This is a genomic window from Bacillus sp. JH7 (assembly GCF_001563515.1).
GTDB classification, from domain to species: domain Bacteria; phylum Bacillota; class Bacilli; order Bacillales; family Bacillaceae_G; genus Bacillus_A; species Bacillus_A cereus.
In genome coordinates this window covers 2,694,635-2,712,772 of record NZ_LPUS01000001.1, presented here as the reverse complement: position 1 = coordinate 2,712,772, position 18,138 = coordinate 2,694,635, and the positions used below count along the sequence as shown (strand labels likewise).

The following is an 18,138-nucleotide window of genomic DNA, read 5'->3' as shown; positions in this document are numbered from 1 at the left end:
TATTATTATTTCGTTTGTTGTTTATTAATAGACATAATGAACAGTCCAACAATCCCGCCTACTAATGGAAGCATAATCTCTCCTGCTAAATTAAAGTAGGAGCTTAAGAATAAACCATTTACATCGATTACCCAGCCAGTAACATACAATAACATCATATATAGTACGAAATAAAACTCGCGATTTGAAATCGTTTCATGTTGTGCAGTTTTCATAATGGACACCATCCTTTTCTTTTATAATGGAATATAAACTGTCACATTTTGTTCACATTTCAATTGTAAAACTTTCCATCATAAAAGTCTAGTAGTATGTGTCGAATTTTGAACGAAAATAAAGCGCTATAATTATATCTTATAAGTACGTAATAAGAGATGTATATTCACGAATGTAGTATAGTATAAACATAGAATGATAGTGAAGAGAGGGGCAAAGACAATGACAGTTTATGATTTTTCAGCTAAAACAATTACCGGTGAAGAAAAATCGTTAAAAGATTACGAAGGAAAAGCACTTCTTATTGTAAATGTAGCTAGTAAATGTGGTTTCACACCGCAATATAAAGGATTACAAGAGGTGTATGATAAATATAAAGACCAAGGACTTGAAATACTCGGATTCCCTTGTAACCAATTCGGAGGACAAGAACCAGGTACAGAAGCGGACATTACTAGTTTTTGTGAATTAAACTACGGTGTAAACTTCCCAATGTTTGCAAAGGTTGATGTGAAAGGTGATAAGGCTCATCCTTTATATACATACATGACAGAACAAGCACCAGGTTTACTCGGTATGAAAGCAGTGAAATGGAATTTTACGAAGTTTTTAATCGGAAAAGACGGGAAAGTAGTAGGGCGTTTTGCGCCGCAGACGAAGCCGGTAGATTTAGAGGTTGAGATTGAGAAGGTACTTGGAGAATAATTAGGAGTTTCACTTTATTAAAAAACGTCTCAAAGAACAATGTAGTTCTTTGAGACGTTTTCTTTAAACTCACATTTTCAAGATTAAATTACTGTATCAAAGCCATCTGATTTAGGTAGAGAAGCTGCTTTTTTCATAAGCACTTCCCATAAGTGTACGGATTTCTTCCATTCTGCTGCAACCTGCCCCTGTTTATACATAGCATTCTCATAACTGGCAGTAAGTTGTTGCATATCGGCCGAGTTGTAAAGTGTATCGATATGGAGAGCGTATTCTCGGAATGTTTGACTTTCACCCCGTGGCATGCCAATTCTCGCAAATTGTTTTAAAAGTGCACCGTAAGCTTTTTGATAAACAGCATCATCTTTTCGGTATTTATAGAAATGAATAATAAGAAATGTCATCCATTTCATTCTAGTGGTGAAGAGAATGTATCCTATAATACTAATTAGTATCGTAGAGAGGAATACGTACCACCAAGAAAAACTAGTTTTAGAATTTGTGACCTTTTTAGTAGAAGCTTCTTCTGTATTTTCAATTAAACTTTTAAGTTTTGCTTCATTATTTCGTTGTTGTATTTGCTCGTTATTAGAATTATTTGCTTCGCTATTTTGTGAAATAGGAGCAGGCGTATTATTTATAAAATTATAGGGATTAGTAAATCCTTTTGTCGGTTCGAATGGAATCCATCCGTATTCTGGGAAATATACTTCGACCCAAGAGTGTGCGTTATCGTTCGTGATTGTATAAACATCCTCACCTTCTGCAGAGGCAAGTGTATTGTCAAGAGTTCCTTCTGTATAGCCTTTCACCCAGCGAGCTGGAATCCCGGCAGAACGAAGTAGTACAATCATAGACGTCGAAAAATTATTACAGTAGCCGCTTTTTGTATCGAAAAGGAATTGATCTACATAATCTTGGCTTTTGGCAGGGAATAAGACATTCGTTGATTCGTATGTAAAAGAGTTGTCTGTGAAGTAATTTTCAATAGCTAATACTTTATCATATCGGTTGTCGTTATCATTTGTAAGATTGACAGCCAAGTCTTTTACGCGCTGTGGTAATGACTTGGGAAGTTGTGTGTACTTTGTCATAAAATAAGGATTTGTTTCTTGACCTTCATTTGTTTTTACAGCTTTCAAGTTTTCTATGGAAAACTCAGGGATCTCATATGTTACTTTATACGAATGTAAAGTAGTAGAAGAGTCTCCATTCATTGTATAAATTTTTTCTGAAAACGGGTCAACACTGTATGATACATCAGAAGCAGCCTCAACTGATACTAATCCTGCTGGATAGGTAAGGTGAGGGTAACTTTTTTGCATGGTAATTGTTGCCTCAGTCGTTTTCATTTTTGTATTTTGTTCGTACCAGCTTACGACGTCGTTTTTATTTTTAAAAGAAATCTTTTTCGGATTTTCAGAAATTTCCCAGCCTTTTCCTGTATAAAAATCTTTTGTTTCTACTCTCCAATATTGTTTGTTTTGCGTTCGTGCTGTGAAAACAACTGTAGGATCCGCCTTAAAAGGACCGCCTAATCGCGAGTCATCTAAACCATACCCAATTGTAGAAATTTTTTGTTCTTTACTTGCTTCAGATGTGTTGAATTTTAAAAAATCCATTGGGTTTGGCCATTGAGGGCCAAATTTTGGAGCAAAGTATGCAATGGTTGCTAATAATACGATAAATATTGTAAGTGGTCTAAGTAATTTTGAGATTTCTCTAGCATAATTTTGTAAGTGTTCACGTTCTTTTATTCGTTCTACTTGAAGAAGACTAAGCATAAAAAAGCCGATGACAACAGTACGAATAATAGCGTAGTTTGCATTGTATAAATGTAAGTTATGAAAAGTTGCGATATAAATAATAGTCAATACAAGGAATAGAAACCCACGTTTTTTATGAATAATCCAAAATGAAGTGAAAGAACTCAAAAACCAAAATGAGAGAAAAAATAAAACCGTCGGAAAAACTGGAGAAATATCTAGTAAATTCCCTTGGAAAAACAGGGAGGAATTTCGAAACATATCAGAAAAGAATGTTGTTAGCCAAGATGGATTTATAAAAGCATTTTTATAATATAGGGAATGAATGATAAATAAGACTGTGACAATTTTTATAGGAATCTGCCACCTCGTTTGAAAAAAAGAGAGAGCGAAGCAAATTCCTATAAATGTTACGAAAATATCTAATCTACCTACATTTGTAATACCTATAAGAGGTCTTAGCCATTCTAGTAAAAGAAGAAATACACATGCATGCATGAAGAATCTGTTCGTATCCCACTTGTATTTTGCTTGTAATATCATCATTTGTTCACCTCAAAAAACACGTTTGTATACCGGTTTTCATAAACCGTGTTTACAAATATTTGTCGTTTTTTTAGAGTTTCTAGTATACTGAGTTCTCGGTGTGAAAGTTGATTCGCTTTTTCTTTCACGACAAAAACCATACATTTTCTATTTCTTATAGCAGCACAATCAGCCGCCTTTTGAATATCGGGAGAAAGATTACTGGTCACGAGTATAACCGTGACGGGCTCATAAATTTTTCTTAGTTCCATGTCTACACTCTGGGAGAGCGGGAATACACTGTCTGCTTGTACTTTTGCTAAATGACAAAGGATTTGTTGTAACTGCGTATCTCCATTGTCTAAAGGGAAAATAGTTTGTTCTTTTCCGATAGACACGAATGATGCTGGTGAATTTTGTTTCAAGACAGCCCTTACGATAGAGGCAGTAAATGTGACGACTGATTCGAATAGAGGAGACTCGGTTCTGTCTATGAATATCATGATATTATGGCTGCGCTGTTGTTCAAACTCTTTTGTCATAATATTGTTTGTTCGTGCAGTTGCTTTCCAATCGATCCATGAAAAGCGATCGCCAGGTTTATAGTCTCTGACACCGACCGAGATTGTAGAGTCTTTTGCTGAATTTATATTTGCTGAAAGCGCTCCTTGTTCGAAATGATTTTCCAATTGTCGATACGCTATATCTACATACTGGGGATAGACTAAAAATGTATTTGGAACTGAAAAAGTTACTTCTTTCTCCATCATGCCGAATAAATCGCCAGTTTTGACACGAACGCTTGAAAAAGTGTGCTCGCCTCTAGGGATTGTGTCAATAACATATTGAAACGAAATATTTCGTTTCAATCCTGGGAAGAGTACTACCTTATTCATCTTTATTTGTTTACAACTTATAAATTGTGGTGGCAGTTCATCTTCTATAACTAAATAAAGTAAGGGAAAAGGAAATTTTCTTTTTATTGTAATCGTGCTTACAAATTGTTCTCCTACTACATATCCATTTTGGTTTGTTATTCGCTTTACTTCAGCGTCCCGTAAAGCGTAGAAGGGAAGTAGTAGTGAATAAAGAGCAATGGGAATTATGCTGTAAAATAAAAACCAACTGACAAACCCTCCTTGAAACATAGCGTACACAAATGTTAAGACTAGGCATAAAGGGAGTAGCAATAACTTCATAACGTGATATAGCGCTCGCAGCATTCGTTTCATCAAGGGTTCATCGCCCTTTGAGTAGGCACGGTAGTTCGTGCAACGATTTTTGCGATAACTTGTTCGCCAGTTATTCCTTCAAATTTTGCTTCCATTTTTAGAATGAGCCTATGCGCTAAAACGTAAGGAGCTAAAAGTTTAACATCGTCTGGAATAACATAATTTCTGCTATGGATAAATGCATAAGCTTGTGAAGCTTTCATTAAAGCAATTGAGCCACGTGGACTTGCACCTAGCTGTATAGAACTGTACGTACGAGTCTGATTAACAAGCTTTACAATGTAATGCTTAATTGCTTTGTCCATACTTACTACCCGTACGCTTTGTTGTAAATAAAGTAATTCTTCTATTGTAGTAATGGTCTGTAATTGAGAGAGTGGATTCGTTTTTTCCATCCGGTTTAAAATTTCAAATTCTTCTTCTGGTGTAGGATATCCCATTTTTAGTTTCAATAAGAAACGATCGAGCTGAGCTTCTGGTAGAGAATATGTTCCTTCATATTCGACCGGATTTTGTGTAGCCATGACAAAGAACGGCTTTGGTAAAGGTCTTGTAATACCATCTATTGTAATATTGCCTTCTTCCATACATTCAAGTAAAGCAGATTGTGTCTTTGGAGATGTACGATTAATTTCATCAGCAAGTACAAAATTCCCCATAATTGGTCCAGGCTTGAACTCAAATTGGAGCTCTTTCGGATTATAAATAGAAACTCCTGTTACATCTGACGGCAATAAATCAGGTGTAAATTGAATTCGCTTATAATCAGCATCAATGGATTTAGAAAGAGCACGTACTAGCATTGTTTTCCCGACACCAGGAACATCTTCTAATAGCACATGACCTTCAGCTAAGAGAGTTGTCAAAACTAAGATGGTTTCTTTTCGTTTTCCGACCATTATTTTTTCAATATTATTGATTATTTTTTCTACAGTGGGATGTAATGAATCAAGCTGGGGCATCGTAATCCTCCTAATGTTATTATCGTTTTCTAATCTATTTAGTGGACATATTTCTAATTCTATTTGTAGATAGTAAAACTTCCACCTTTAATTCTGAGAATATTCAGATTATTTATTTCGATTACATCTAGTATAATTGTTTCCGTAACTAAGGGCAATACAGTAAATAATGATTTGTAGTTTTATGTAAAATATATCTTGATATAAACTATTGTTGTGGGTAAAACATATAGGAAGGGAAGGAAAGATTGTCCTCAATGAGCAAAATAAATAGCGTAGGAAACCCTACGCGTAAAGTTTGGAACATATATTAATATGCCTTGTGATTAAAATGTATATGAATAAAAAATAAAGTCGACTTCACATGAAGAGGTCAGCTATTTAATTTATTACACTCTTTTATTTTTTATCTTTCTTATATTCTTTTCGTTTATTTAACCAAATATGAATTAATTCTACCAATTCCATTGTTTCAATCTCACAATATTCTCCTTTACCATCTTCGGCTAAATTGTTTAATACAGTAGTTGTGTCGTTCCGAATTTCTAAACCACAAATATTGCCATTTACTACTACATAATTTTTTTCTCCGTTTAAAACATTATGTATTTCTTCTAAAATCCAATCTCCAAAAGCTGTAACTTCAATTCCTAAAAAAGTTTCAACAAGTTTAATTTCTTGAGGAAGTCTCATAACTAAATCACTACTGTTAAGCACTTCAAAACTATATGGATATTTCATGACTATTTTACTCCTTTATTTCTGGCTTTAGTGACTCTATTTACTTCTCTATTAATCTCATAAGCTCTATTAAGGTAATAAATTCTTATACTATCATCACTATTTTCCTACTTAAATTATAGTGAAAATAGATTATTATTAAACTTATCTATCCAATATTTCTCTGATGTAGGTATGAATTCAGTGAAATCTTCATATGTACCACTCCAATCTTTTGGTACATAGTTTTCGTAGGATGCCAGTTCTGGAAACATTGAATATAGTATTTTATTATCAAAGTTAATTAATAAGATTGGACTAAAATCTAATAGATCTTCTCCTGCATTTTTCCTTTTAATATTTTCAAGTAGTAAATAATTTAATTCTTCTTTAGTTGTTTTATATTGATTAATCCTTACTAAAAATACTTCTACATTTTCATGATCTAATACTTTTATTCCATTTCTTTCTTCCGTTTCGTCATTATCTTCAATGCTTATACCTAAATTTTTATATGCATTATCTAATTTATTATAATCTAAAAACCATAGTTCTTTATCTGTTACATACCATCTAAACTCATTTTTATATATGACGGCTACTATAATGTTTTCTGCGTAAAGCGGTTCTAATTTCATAATATACTCCTTGTATTATTATCTTAAAATCCTGCCATTCTTGTTGTATTCTTCTATTGATTCAATCTAAGTTGCTGACAATTCATATGGATTTCCTGGCGTTTTTTGTTCAACTATTTTCAGGATAGTTGCCCTTGATATGGTGGATTTAAAGTATTGTATTTTCATTTATTAACTCATCTAACGATTTAGGTATATTAAATTTAACTACTCCCAAATTACTGCCTCTATTATATAAGAAATTTTTTGCAAGCTCATTATTATCTGTACTTCATCTTAAACTTTGCTAGAAGCAAGGAAGTAATTTAACAGTCGGTGAAGGATGTGAGCCCTCCACACTGATTAGATTTTCACTTTTTTATATTTTTTCCGGAATTTTTGACAATCTCTTGAACTGTGCGAAATGTCACATCTGTATTTTACAACCTCTCTTATAGTAAGGGTATGTAAGAGAGACGTATTAAAGGAGTGAACAGTATGAAGAAAAAAACTTCAGCACTAATGAGACGTTTAAAATATTTTTCACCAATAGATCGTTATAACGATAATCATACACAAGAAACATATGAAGATCGCGAATGGGAAAATGTGTACAGAAAGCGTTGGCAGCATGATAAAGTAATTCGTTCTACACACGGCGTGAACTGTACTGGTTCATGTAGCTGGAATATATATGTGAAAGATGGAATTGTAACTTGGGAAGGGCAGGAGCTTAACTATCCGACTACAGGTCCTGATATGCCAGATTTTGAACCGCGAGGATGCCCACGTGGAGCAAGCTTTTCTTGGTACATTTATAGTCCACTTCGTGTGAAATACCCGTATGTACGTGGTGTTCTTTGGAATATGTGGCAAGAAGAATTGCAAAATAACGAGTCACCATTAGAGGCTTGGAAAAGCATTGTGGAAAACCGTGAAAAGGCACGTACGTATAAGCAGGCGCGTGGTAAAGGGGGATTCATTCGTGCGAATTGGGATGAAGTGTTACAACTCGTTTCAGCTTCATTACTGTACACAGTAATGAAATACGGTCCAGACCGAAATGTTGGCTTTTCACCAATTCCAGCTATGTCGATGTTAAGTCATGCTGCTGGTAGTCGCTTTATGCAACTTATGGGTGGACCGATGCTTAGCTTCTATGATTGGTATGCGGATTTACCACCAGCTTCTCCTCAAATTTGGGGTGATCAAACAGATGTACCAGAAAGTAGTGACTGGTATAACTCTGGTTACATTATGACATGGGGTTCAAATGTACCAATGACGAGAACACCAGATGCACACTTTTTAGCAGAGGTTCGATATAAAGGAACGAAAGTCGTTTCTGTCAGTCCTGATTTCGCTGAATCAACAAAGTTTGCGGATGATTGGATTAGTGTGAAACAAGGTACAGACGGTGCACTTGCGATGGCAATGGGACACGTAATCTTACAAGAATTTTACGTGGATAATCAAGTGGAATATTTCACAAAGTATGCGAAGCAATATACTGATTTTCCTTTCTTTGTCACATTGAAACAAAAAGGAGATCAATTCGTTGCTGATCGGTTCTTAAATGCTTCTGATATTGGACGAGAAACGAAGTTAGGGGAATGGAAACCTGTTCTTTGGAACGAGAATACGAATGATTTTGCAACACCTCACGGCACAATGGGGTCACGTTGGGATAATGAAAAGAAATGGAACTTGCGTTTAGAAGATGAAGAAACAGGTGAAAAGATTGATCCACGTCTTTCTTTACTTGGAATGGAAGAAGCGATTGGAACTGTACAAATTCCGTACTTCTCTGATGATGGAAACAAAGTATTAGAACGTACGATTCCAGTGAAAAAGGTTATGACAGAAGAGGGCGAATTGTTCGTTACAACTGTATACGACTTAACGTTAGCAAATTACGGTGTGAACCGAGGGCTTGGCGGACAAGAACCGAAAGACTTCAATGATGATATACCGTTTACACCTGCATGGCAAGAGAAAATGACAGGAGTAAAACGTGAGCTTATTATTCAAATCGCTCGTGAGTTCGCACAAAATGCTGTTGATACGAATGGTCGCTCAATGATAATTGTCGGAGCGGGTATTAACCATTGGTTTAACTCTGATACGATTTATCGCGCCGTTTTAAATCTTGTTCTTCTCGTTGGAGCACAAGGTGTAAACGGCGGTGGTTGGGCTCATTATGTTGGTCAAGAAAAATTAAGACCAGCAGAAGGATGGCAAACAATCGCGATGGCAAAAGATTGGCAAGGTCCACCGAAATTACAAAACGGTACATCCTTCTTCTATTTCGTAACAGATCAATGGCGTTATGAAGATACACCTGTTGGACATTTAGCATCACCAGTTGAAGGTAACTCTCGTTATCAACATCACGGTGATTACAACGTATTAGCTGCACGACTTGGCTGGTTACCTTCTTATCCAACATTCGAGAAAAATGGAATTGAATTATATAAAGAGGCTGTTGCTGCTGGTGCAACAACGCAAGAAGAAATCGGAAAATACGTTGCACAAAAATTAAAAGAAAAAGAACTGAAATTTGCGATTGAAGATCCAGATAACAAAAACAACTTCCCGCGCAACTTATTCGTATGGCGTGCGAATTTAATTTCGAGTTCTGGTAAAGGACATGAATATTTCTTAAAACATTTATTAGGTACAACAAACGGGTTAATGAATGACGACAGTGATTCATTACGACCAGAAGAAATAAAGTGGCATGAAGAAGCGCCAGAAGGGAAGCTTGATTTACTCATTAATTTAGATTTCCGTATGGCTGGAACAGCACTGTATTCTGATATCGTCTTACCTGCTTCAACTTGGTACGAAAAACACGATTTAAGCAGTACAGATATGCATCCATTTGTACATCCATTTAATCCGGCAATCGGTTCACCGTGGGAAGCGCGCTCTGACTGGGATATTTTCACTTCTCTTTCTAAAGCAGTGTCTGATTTAGCGAAGAAAATCGATCTTGAACCAATGAAAGAAGTTGTGGCAACACCGCTTCTTCATGATACACCGCAAGAATTAGCGCAACCACTTGGCAAAATTAAAGACTGGAGTAAAGGTGAATGTGAACCAATCCCAGGTAAAACGATGCCACAAATTCACGTTGTTGAAAGGGATTATAAAACGATTTATGACAAAATGACTGCGCTTGGACCAAATGCCGGAAAACAACCGATTGGTACGAAAGGGATCTCTTGGTCAGCAGAAAAAGAGTATGAGCAATTAAAGAGCAAATTAGGAGTCGTTCGAACGGATTCTATCGCGAAAGGTTGTCCAGACATCAAGGAAGCAATCAATGCTGCTGAAGCGGTATTAACACTATCTTCTACAACAAACGGTCATATGGCAGTAAAAGCATGGGAAGCACTTGAAAAACAAACAGATTTAAAACTACGTGATTTAGCAGAAGAACGTGAAGAAGAATGCTTTACATTCGAACAAATTACAGCACAACCGAAAACAGTAATTACTTCTCCGGCCTTTACAGGTTCAGAAAAAGGTGGACGACGTTACTCACCGTTTACAACAAATGTGGAACGTCTCATCCCTTGGAGAACGATAACTGGTCGACAATCTTTCTACTTAGACCATGACATGATGAAAGAATTTGGTGAAACGATGGCAACATTTAAACCAATTCTGCAACATAAACCGTTCCGTAAATCACGACCTGAAGTAGAAGGGAAAGAAATTACATTAAACTATTTAACACCGCATAATAAGTGGTCGATTCATAGTATGTACTTCGATTCATTACCGATGTTAACGCTATTTAGAGGTGGTCCAACTGTTTGGATGAATAAAGAGGACGCTGCTGAAGCGGGTGTTGCAGATAATGATTGGATTGAGTGCTTTAATCGTAACGGTGTTGTTGTAGCGCGTGCTGTTGTAACGCACCGTATACCGAGAGGAATGGCATTTATGCATCATGCGCAAGATCGTCACATTAACGTACCTGGTACGAAATTAACAAGTAATCGCGGGGGAACGCATAATAGTCCAACTCGAATTCACGTAAAACCGACACATATGATTGGTGGATATGGTCAATTAAGTTATGGATTTAACTATTATGGTCCAACTGGGAACCAGCGTGATTTAAATGTTGTAATCCGTAAACTGAAGGAGGTAGATTGGCTTGAAGATTAAAGCACAAGTCGGAATGGTAATGAACCTAGATAAATGCATCGGCTGTCATACTTGTAGCGTAACATGCAAAAACACCTGGACAAATCGTCCAGGTGCTGAATATATGTATTTCAATAACGTAGAAACGAAACCAGGTATTGGTTATCCGAAACAATGGGAAGATCAGGAGAAATATAAAGGCGGCTGGGAATTGAAAAATGGTGAAATTCAGCTAAAATCCGGTTCGAAAATGAAACGTCTTATGAATATTTTCCACAATCCAGATCAACCAACGATTGATGATTACTTTGAACCTTGGAACTATGATTATGAAACGTTAACAAATAGTCCGCAGCGTAAGCATCAGCCAGTTGCTCGTCCGAAATCAGCAATTACAGGCGAATTTATCGACAAAATTGAATGGGGTCCAAACTGGGAAGATGACTTAGCAGGCGGACATATAACTGGATTGCAAGATCCAAACGTAAAGAAAATGGAAGAAGAAATTAAAACAGATTTTGAAAACGTCTTTATGATGTATTTACCACGCATATGTGAACATTGTATGAATCCATCTTGCGTATCATCTTGTCCATCTGGTGCGATGTATAAACGTGAAGAAGATGGAATTGTTCTTGTAGATCAAAATGCATGTCGCGCATGGAGATTCTGCGTATCATCTTGTCCATATAAAAAAGTGTATTTTAACTGGCAAACGAATAAAGCTGAAAAATGTACAATGTGCTTCCCACGTATTGAAGCTGGTATGCCAACAATTTGTTCAGAAACATGTGTAGGACGTATCAGGTATATTGGAGTAATGCTATATGACGCTGATAAAGTAAAAGAAGCAGCTTCTGTTGAAGACGAAAAAGATTTATATGAATCTCAGCTTACTGTTTTCCTAGATCCAAATGATCCAGAAATAGCAGCTGAAGCGAAAAAACAAGGCATTCCTGAAGAATGGATTAAAGCAGCACAACAGTCACCTATCTATAAAATGATTATCGATTGGAAAATTGCTCTGCCTCTTCACCCGGAGTATCGTACAATGCCGATGGTTTGGTATATCCCTCCGCTTAGCCCAATTATGAACATGGTGGAAGGGAAATGTAGTAACTGGCAAGCAGAAGAGGTTTTCCCTGCAATTGATAATATGCGTATTCCAATTCAATATTTAGCGAATTTACTCACTGCAGGGGATGAATCACACATTCGTCTTACATTGAAAAAAATGGCTGTTATGCGAACATATATGAGAGCACTGCAAATTAATAAAGAGCCAAATGAAGCTGTATTAAAAGAACTTGGTTTAACGAAACAGGATGTAGAAGATATGTATCGTCTTCTTGCCATTGCGAAATATAAAGATCGCTTCGTTATCCCGACATCTCACCGTGAACAAGTGGCAGATTTATATAGCGAACAAGGAAGCTGTGGTTTATCATTCACAGGTGGTCCAGGCTCTTGTATGACAATTTCTTAAATAAAGGGGGCAGAAAATTATGAGACAAAGTTTACAAACAGCTTTTTCTTGTTCTTCTTTTCTTCTCTCCTATCCTGAACTAGGGTGGAGAGAAGCTGTAACTGAATTGCAAGAAGAGGTTGAAACAATAAAACAGGAAGACGTTAAAGCGTCACTTACAGCCTTTATAAAGCAAGTGCTAAATAAAACGAATGATCAACTCATTGATAGTTACGTATATACATTCGATTTTGGTAAGAAAACAAATATGTATCTTACTTATATGAACACTGGTGAACAAAGAGAAAGAGGTATTGAATTACTGGAGTTAAAACAGCATTATAAAAAATCTGGTTTTGAAGTAACAGATAAAGAATTACCTGATTATTTACCGCTATTGCTTGAGTTCTTTGCAAATGCAAATGAGATAGACAGTGAATCAATTATGAGTAAATACACGGAGAATATACAAGCGTTACACGTTCAATTAAAAGAAGCAGACAGTATGTATGAACCAATTCTTGCGGCTGTTCTACTCGCTATCGAAACATGGGGTGTACAGACAAATTAGAAAGGAGAGTTGTTAAAATGATGGATCAATTTCTATGGGTATTGTTTCCCTATATCATTTTTGCAATCTTTATCGGTGGACATATTTTTAGATACAACTATGATCAATTTGGATGGACATCAAAATCTAGTGAACTATTAGAAAAGAAAATGCTCCGACTTGGAAGTCTATTATTTCACTTTGGGATCATGTTCGTAATTGGCGGTCATGTTATGGGGATTTTAATTCCAGAAGCTGTATACCGTTCAGTAGGTATCTCTGAGCATATGTATCATGTAGTAGCAATTAGTTTTGGGCTTCCGGCAGGTGTTGCTTCTATTAGCGGTTTAATTATATTAACGTACCGCCGCGTAACTGTAAAACGTATCATTGCAACGAGTACAAAGGGAGATTATATTGCGCTTATTTTATTACTTATCGTAATGCTAGCAGGACTTTCCTCAACATTTTTAAATATCGATTCAAAAGGATTTGATTATCGTACAACGATTGGCCCTTGGTTCCGAAGTCTCTTTATTTTCCAACCGAAAGTTGAATATATGATGGAAGTACCAATATGGTTTAAAATTCACATTCTCGCAGGGATGGGGCTTTTCGCAGTGTGGCCATTTACAAGACTTGTACATGTATTTAGTGCCCCAATTAAATATGTAAGCCGTAGTTATGTGATTTACAGAAGACGTATTCCTAATGAGTTGAAAAAATAATACTGCTGTAAACGGATAGGAGCTAATGGTTAAAACGAAACGAGGTCTAATATGGAAGGCCTCGTTTTTGTTTACATAGGGAATAAATGTTAATAAGTAGTTTAAATTGAAAAAAGATTAGCATCTAAATAAGATGCTAATCAATGCTACAAACAGAAGCAGAGCAATCTTCACAAGCAATTTCACATTTTAAAAATTGTAAATCGTGGATTGTAATCTTTCCTTTATGAATTGAAATTGTACCTTGCTTTTTTAATTCATTTAACATTCGATTTACACTTTCACGTGAAGTTGCACAGAAATTAGCGAGTTCTTGATTCGTTAATGGTAAATCGATGAGAATACCATTTTCTTTTAATACACCGTAACTATTTGTCATTCGTATAAGAGTAGAGTACAGGGCACCTTTTTTGCCGTGTAATACTAAATCTCGGAACTTCGTTTGCATTCTTCTTAAATGTTCACTAATCCATTTCATAAATTCAAATACAAGAGCGGGTTTTTGGAGTAATGCTTTTTCTAACGCTTCACGTTTTATTACACCTACTTCAACATCTTCAAGACATTTTGAGTTTAATAAATATTTTGCATTATCCGTGAACAATGTTAATTCTCCAATAATGTCATATTCCGAACAAATTCGAAGTGTTAATTCTTGTCCGTCAGCACTAAGTTTACTAATTTGTACTTTCCCTGAGTGAATGATATAGAGTTCTGTTGCCTCCATACCTTCTTGAAAAATAAAACTACCTTTTTTTATCTGCATTTTATATTCAACAGATGCAAGTAATTCTTTTAAATCTTGAGATAATGTCATACTGTTTGCCACAGTGATCACCTTTCTTCTTATAAGCAATACATTTCCTATTTTGAGTGTAAGTATGATGAAAATGCAAGAGCTATTTAAAAATAAATTGAAATTTCAATGACCGTAAGGAGGAGTGGCTAAAGATGTGAACAAAATGCGAACGGATTTGTGAAAATTTTTTGAATGGGGAAAGTGATGTGAGAAAAGTCACATTGAATATGTAGCTTCTTTTTTATAATGAAGGCAAATAAAAAAATGAAAGCTTACTAAGGATTGCAGCAGAAAAGAAGGGATATAGATGCACGAGAACATGAAAGATTCTTTAAAGCGGCCACTTCAAGATTTACGCATTTCAGTTATTGATCGTTGTAATTTTAGGTGCACATATTGTATGCCTGCTGAAGTGTTCGGACCTGATTATGCTTTTTTACAGAAAGAGTGTTTATTAACATTTAATGAAATAGAAAGGTTAGCTAGATTATTTATAAGTATGGGAGTTAATAAAATTAGGCTTACTGGCGGTGAACCTTTATTGCGTAAAGACTTACCGAAATTAATTGCAAGACTTACAAATCTAGAAGGCTTAAAAGACATTGGACTCACAACAAACGGAATTCATTTAGCAAAACAAGCTAAGGCGCTAAAAGACGCGGGATTAAAACGTGTAAACATTAGTTTAGATGCGATAGAGGACCATGTCTTCAAAAAAATTAACGGAAGAAATGTAAGTACAAAACCTGTACTGAAAGGAATAGAAGCAGCAAATGCTGCTGGATTAGAAGTAAAGGTAAATATGGTCGTAAAAAAAGGGATGAATGATAGTCAAATTCTTCATATGGCTCGTTATTTTAAAGAAAAAGAAATTCAGCTCCGTTTCATTGAGTTTATGGATGTAGGCAGTACAAACGGATGGAATTTTGAAGAAGTCATTACGAAGGAACAATTAATAGAGAAAATTAATCGTGTATATCCAATTGAGCCCGCTCAGCCTCGTTATTTTGGAGAGGTTGCGAAATTGTATCGATATGTAGGGAGTAATGCAGAAGTTGGATTTATTACTTCTGTTTCTGAGTCATTTTGTTCTTCTTGTACGAGAGCTCGTATTTCGGCAGACGGCAAGTTTTTCACGTGCCTATTTGGAGCGAAAGGAACGGATTTGCGAACGCTTCTTCGAGAAAATATTTCTGATGCATCACTATTAAAAATTTTAAATGATACATGGCGATATAGAACAGATCGATATTCAGATGAAAGAACGGTTGAGAATACAAGTAAACGTCCAAAAGTTGAAATGTCTTACATTGGTGGATAGTGAAAGGAGGATTTCTTATGCAAGAGCGTTATTCAAGACAAGTGTTGTTTTCTGGAATTGGTGAAATGGGACAAAGAAAAATAAGAGAAAAGCATGTGCTCCTAATCGGTGCGGGTGCGCTAGGAGCTGCGAATGCAGAAGCACTTGCTAGGATGGGAATTGGGAAATTGACAATTGCTGATCGTGACTACGTCGAATGGAGTAATTTACAGCGGCAGCAGTTATATACAGAAGAAGATGCGCAGCAGTGTAAACCAAAAGCAATTGCAGCAGCAGAACATGTAAGAAAGATTAATTCTGAAGTGGAAATTGTACCAGTTGTAACAGATGTCACAATGCGAGAAATAGAAGAGTTAACAAAAGATGTGGATCTCATATTAGATGCGACTGACAATTTCGATACGCGTCTACTTATAAATGACATTTCACAAAAAGAAAATATACCTTGGATATATGGCGGATGCATTGGGAGTTACGGTGTAACGTATACAATTCTTCCTGGGAAAACACCATGTTTTCGCTGTCTAATGGATCATCCTATGGGCGGTGCAACATGCGATACAGCCGGAATCATTCAGCCAGCTGTACAAATGGTTGTTGCTCACCAAGTTACAGAGGCGATGAAAATATTGGTGGATGATTATGAATCATTAAGAGGGACAATGTTATCATTTGATATTTGGAACAATCAATATCTCTCATTAAAAGTAAATAGACAGAAGAAAAATACATGTCCATCTTGTGGAAATACACGCACGTATCCAAGTTTAACATTTGAAGCACAGATGAAAACGGAAGTGCTATGTGGACGGAATACGGTTCAAATCCGTCCAGGGATAAAACGTGTTCTTCATTTAGAGGAAGTTCAAAAACGATTACAAAAAAGTGTACTTGTCCAAAAAACGCCTTACTTACTATCATTTCTAATTGATGAATATCGTTTCGTTTTATTTACAGACGGTAGGGCATTTATTCATGGAACAAATGATGTGAAAATAGCAAAACGATTATACGCAAAATATATAGGATGAACAGAAAGAGAGTTGCCCCTTATTAAAACGAGGTGAAAAAAGAATGTTAGAAAAACGTATACCAATTCCAGTGGCAGAAGCAGTTGCACGTGTAATGGAATATGCTTACCAAGGTGAAATAGAAAAGGTTTCTCTTATAGAAAGCTACGGTAGAACACTTGGAGAAGATGTTATTGCAGATCATGATGTTCCGCATTTTGATCGCTCTCCGTACGACGGGTTTGCGATTCGAGCGGAAGATACAAAAGAAGCGAGTAGTAGTAACCCCATTCAGTTTGAAGTAATTGGCGAAATTGGAGCAGGCTTTGTTTTTACAGAAGAAGTGAAAGCATTTCAAGCTGTCCGTATTATGACAGGTGCCGCAATTCCGGAAGGGTGTAATGCGGTTGTTATGTTAGAGCTAACGGAAGGATTTGAAGAAAACGAAAAGATTTATATGGTATTAAAACGCTCTTTCTCTTCTGGCGATAACATTTCTCTTAAAGGAGAAGATGTAAACCAAAATAGCATCCTTGTGAAAAAAGGGACTGTTATTAATCCTGGAGTTGCAGCGCTTCTTGCTACGTTTGGTTATAGTACGGTATATGTTGTAAAACAGCCAGTCATTGGAATTGTAACGACAGGAAGTGAACTGCTCGAAGTACATGAACAATTAAAGCCAGGGAAGATTCGAAATAGTAACTCTTATATGGTAGCTGCTCAAATTGAACGAGCCGGCGGAGTTGTACAGTATTATGGGCAATTCGCTGACAATTTTGAGACGTGTTATAACACTGTAAAAAAAGCGATAAAAGAAGTTGATATATTAATTACAACTGGTGGCGTTTCAGTAGGAGACTATGATTATTTACCGGCTATTTATGAGAGATTACAAGCTAATGTACTTTTTAACAAAATAGCGATGCGACCAGGAAGTGTGACAACTGTAGCTGAGTTAGAGGGAAAACTATTATTTGGTCTATCTGGTAATCCTTCTGCTTGTTATGTCGGATGTGAATTGTTTGTTCGACCTGTCATTGGAACATACTTGCATAGGAAAGATCCGCACATATATCGTGCAGAGGCAATATTACAGAAAGACATTTCGAAAGCAAATCCGTTTACTCGTTTTGTAAGAGGGAGAGTGGAATTTGTAGATGGTCAATTACAAGTTACACCAGTTGGTTTAGATAAATCTAGTGCAATTTCTTCACTTGCAGAGGCGAACGCATTTATCGTCCTGCCAGGAGGAACGAGAGGATTTGAAGCAGGAATAACTGTTTCGGTACTGTTATTAGAATCAAACGCTGGAAGTGAGTGGCCGTGGGAAGAACCACTTCGATCATACAAATAATAGAAAA

The 18,138-nt window shown here is 36.2% G+C and carries 15 protein-coding genes; 8 read left to right on the top strand and 7 right to left on the bottom strand.

Annotated features, from left to right (window positions below; translation table 11 throughout):
* Window positions 1-5: 5 nt before the first annotated feature.
* Window positions 6-215: a DUF3925 domain-containing protein gene (locus AU379_RS13535; RefSeq protein WP_000844984.1), complete on the bottom strand. Its 210-nt coding sequence runs from the start codon at window positions 213-215 to the stop codon at window positions 6-8.
* A 223-nt stretch (window positions 216-438) separates the two neighbouring features.
* Here AU379_RS13535 and bsaA point away from each other — a divergent pair, with 223 nt between their 5' ends.
* Window positions 439-921 (top strand): glutathione peroxidase, encoded by a 483-nt coding sequence (gene bsaA / locus AU379_RS13530; RefSeq protein ID WP_000219434.1) that lies wholly within the window; start codon window positions 439-441, stop codon window positions 919-921.
* An 83-nt stretch (window positions 922-1,004) separates the two neighbouring features.
* On the opposite strand, the gene AU379_RS13525 is transcribed toward bsaA, so the two are convergent.
* The 5 genes from AU379_RS13525 to AU379_RS13505 form a co-directional block, all read right to left on the bottom strand.
* On the bottom strand, window positions 1,005-3,233 hold the full coding sequence (locus AU379_RS13525; protein ID WP_061139410.1) for a transglutaminaseTgpA domain-containing protein: 2,229 nt from the start codon (window positions 3,231-3,233) through the stop codon (window positions 1,005-1,007).
* Window positions 3,230-4,444 (bottom strand): DUF58 domain-containing protein, encoded by a 1,215-nt coding sequence (locus AU379_RS13520; RefSeq protein ID WP_000827541.1) that lies wholly within the window; start codon window positions 4,442-4,444, stop codon window positions 3,230-3,232. The genes AU379_RS13525 and AU379_RS13520 overlap by 4 nt, the downstream gene beginning before the upstream one ends.
* Entirely contained in the window at window positions 4,444-5,406 is a 963-nt protein-coding gene (locus tag AU379_RS13515; protein WP_044584400.1) for a MoxR family ATPase, read from the bottom strand. Before AU379_RS13515 ends, AU379_RS13520 begins: the two co-directional genes overlap by 1 nt.
* Window positions 5,407-5,805: 399 nt before the next feature.
* Window positions 5,806-6,147: a hypothetical protein gene (locus tag AU379_RS13510; RefSeq protein ID WP_061139409.1), complete on the bottom strand. Its 342-nt coding sequence runs from the start codon at window positions 6,145-6,147 to the stop codon at window positions 5,806-5,808.
* A 116-nt stretch (window positions 6,148-6,263) separates the two neighbouring features.
* Window positions 6,264-6,764 (bottom strand): hypothetical protein, encoded by a 501-nt coding sequence (locus tag AU379_RS13505; protein ID WP_000764324.1) that lies wholly within the window; start codon window positions 6,762-6,764, stop codon window positions 6,264-6,266.
* Window positions 6,765-7,241: 477 nt separating this feature from the next.
* Here AU379_RS13505 and AU379_RS13500 point away from each other — a divergent pair, with 477 nt between their 5' ends.
* Genes AU379_RS13500 through narI form a run of 4 tightly spaced genes read left to right on the top strand, consistent with a single transcriptional unit; the run spans window position 7,242 to window position 13,647 of the window.
* Window positions 7,242-10,925 (top strand): nitrate reductase subunit alpha, encoded by a 3,684-nt coding sequence (locus AU379_RS13500; RefSeq protein WP_000730782.1) that lies wholly within the window; start codon window positions 7,242-7,244, stop codon window positions 10,923-10,925.
* Window positions 10,915-12,390 (top strand): nitrate reductase subunit beta, encoded by a 1,476-nt coding sequence (narH, locus tag AU379_RS13495; protein ID WP_061139408.1) that lies wholly within the window; start codon window positions 10,915-10,917, stop codon window positions 12,388-12,390. The genes AU379_RS13500 and narH overlap by 11 nt, the downstream gene beginning before the upstream one ends.
* Before the next feature lie 19 nt (window positions 12,391-12,409).
* Window positions 12,410-12,940 carry a nitrate reductase molybdenum cofactor assembly chaperone gene (narJ, locus tag AU379_RS13490; protein WP_001249926.1) on the top strand — a complete coding sequence of 177 codons (531 nt, stop codon included), beginning with the start codon at window positions 12,410-12,412 and terminating at the stop codon, window positions 12,938-12,940.
* Window positions 12,941-12,957: 17 nt separating this feature from the next.
* Window positions 12,958-13,647, top strand: a complete 690-nt coding sequence (narI, locus tag AU379_RS13485; RefSeq protein WP_000969222.1) for a respiratory nitrate reductase subunit gamma — start codon at window positions 12,958-12,960, stop codon at window positions 13,645-13,647.
* A 136-nt stretch (window positions 13,648-13,783) separates the two neighbouring features.
* Here the strand turns inward: narI and AU379_RS13480 are convergent, their stop codons facing one another.
* Window positions 13,784-14,476 (bottom strand): Crp/Fnr family transcriptional regulator, encoded by a 693-nt coding sequence (locus AU379_RS13480; protein WP_000013866.1) that lies wholly within the window; start codon window positions 14,474-14,476, stop codon window positions 13,784-13,786.
* 277 nt (window positions 14,477-14,753) lie between these two features.
* Here AU379_RS13480 and moaA point away from each other — a divergent pair, with 277 nt between their 5' ends.
* Genes moaA through glp form a run of 3 tightly spaced genes read left to right on the top strand, consistent with a single transcriptional unit; the run spans window position 14,754 to window position 18,131 of the window.
* Window positions 14,754-15,767, top strand: a complete 1,014-nt coding sequence (moaA, locus tag AU379_RS13475; RefSeq protein WP_000545033.1) for a GTP 3',8-cyclase MoaA — start codon at window positions 14,754-14,756, stop codon at window positions 15,765-15,767.
* A gap of 17 nt (window positions 15,768-15,784) precedes the next feature.
* Window positions 15,785-16,798, top strand: coding sequence for a molybdopterin-synthase adenylyltransferase MoeB (locus AU379_RS13470; RefSeq protein ID WP_001158128.1), 1,014 nt, complete (start codon window positions 15,785-15,787; stop codon window positions 16,796-16,798).
* A 43-nt stretch (window positions 16,799-16,841) separates the two neighbouring features.
* A complete protein-coding gene (gene glp / locus AU379_RS13465; RefSeq protein WP_061139407.1) occupies window positions 16,842-18,131 on the top strand; it encodes a gephyrin-like molybdotransferase Glp in 1,290 nt (429 codons plus the stop codon).
* Window positions 18,132-18,138 lie beyond the last annotated feature (7 nt).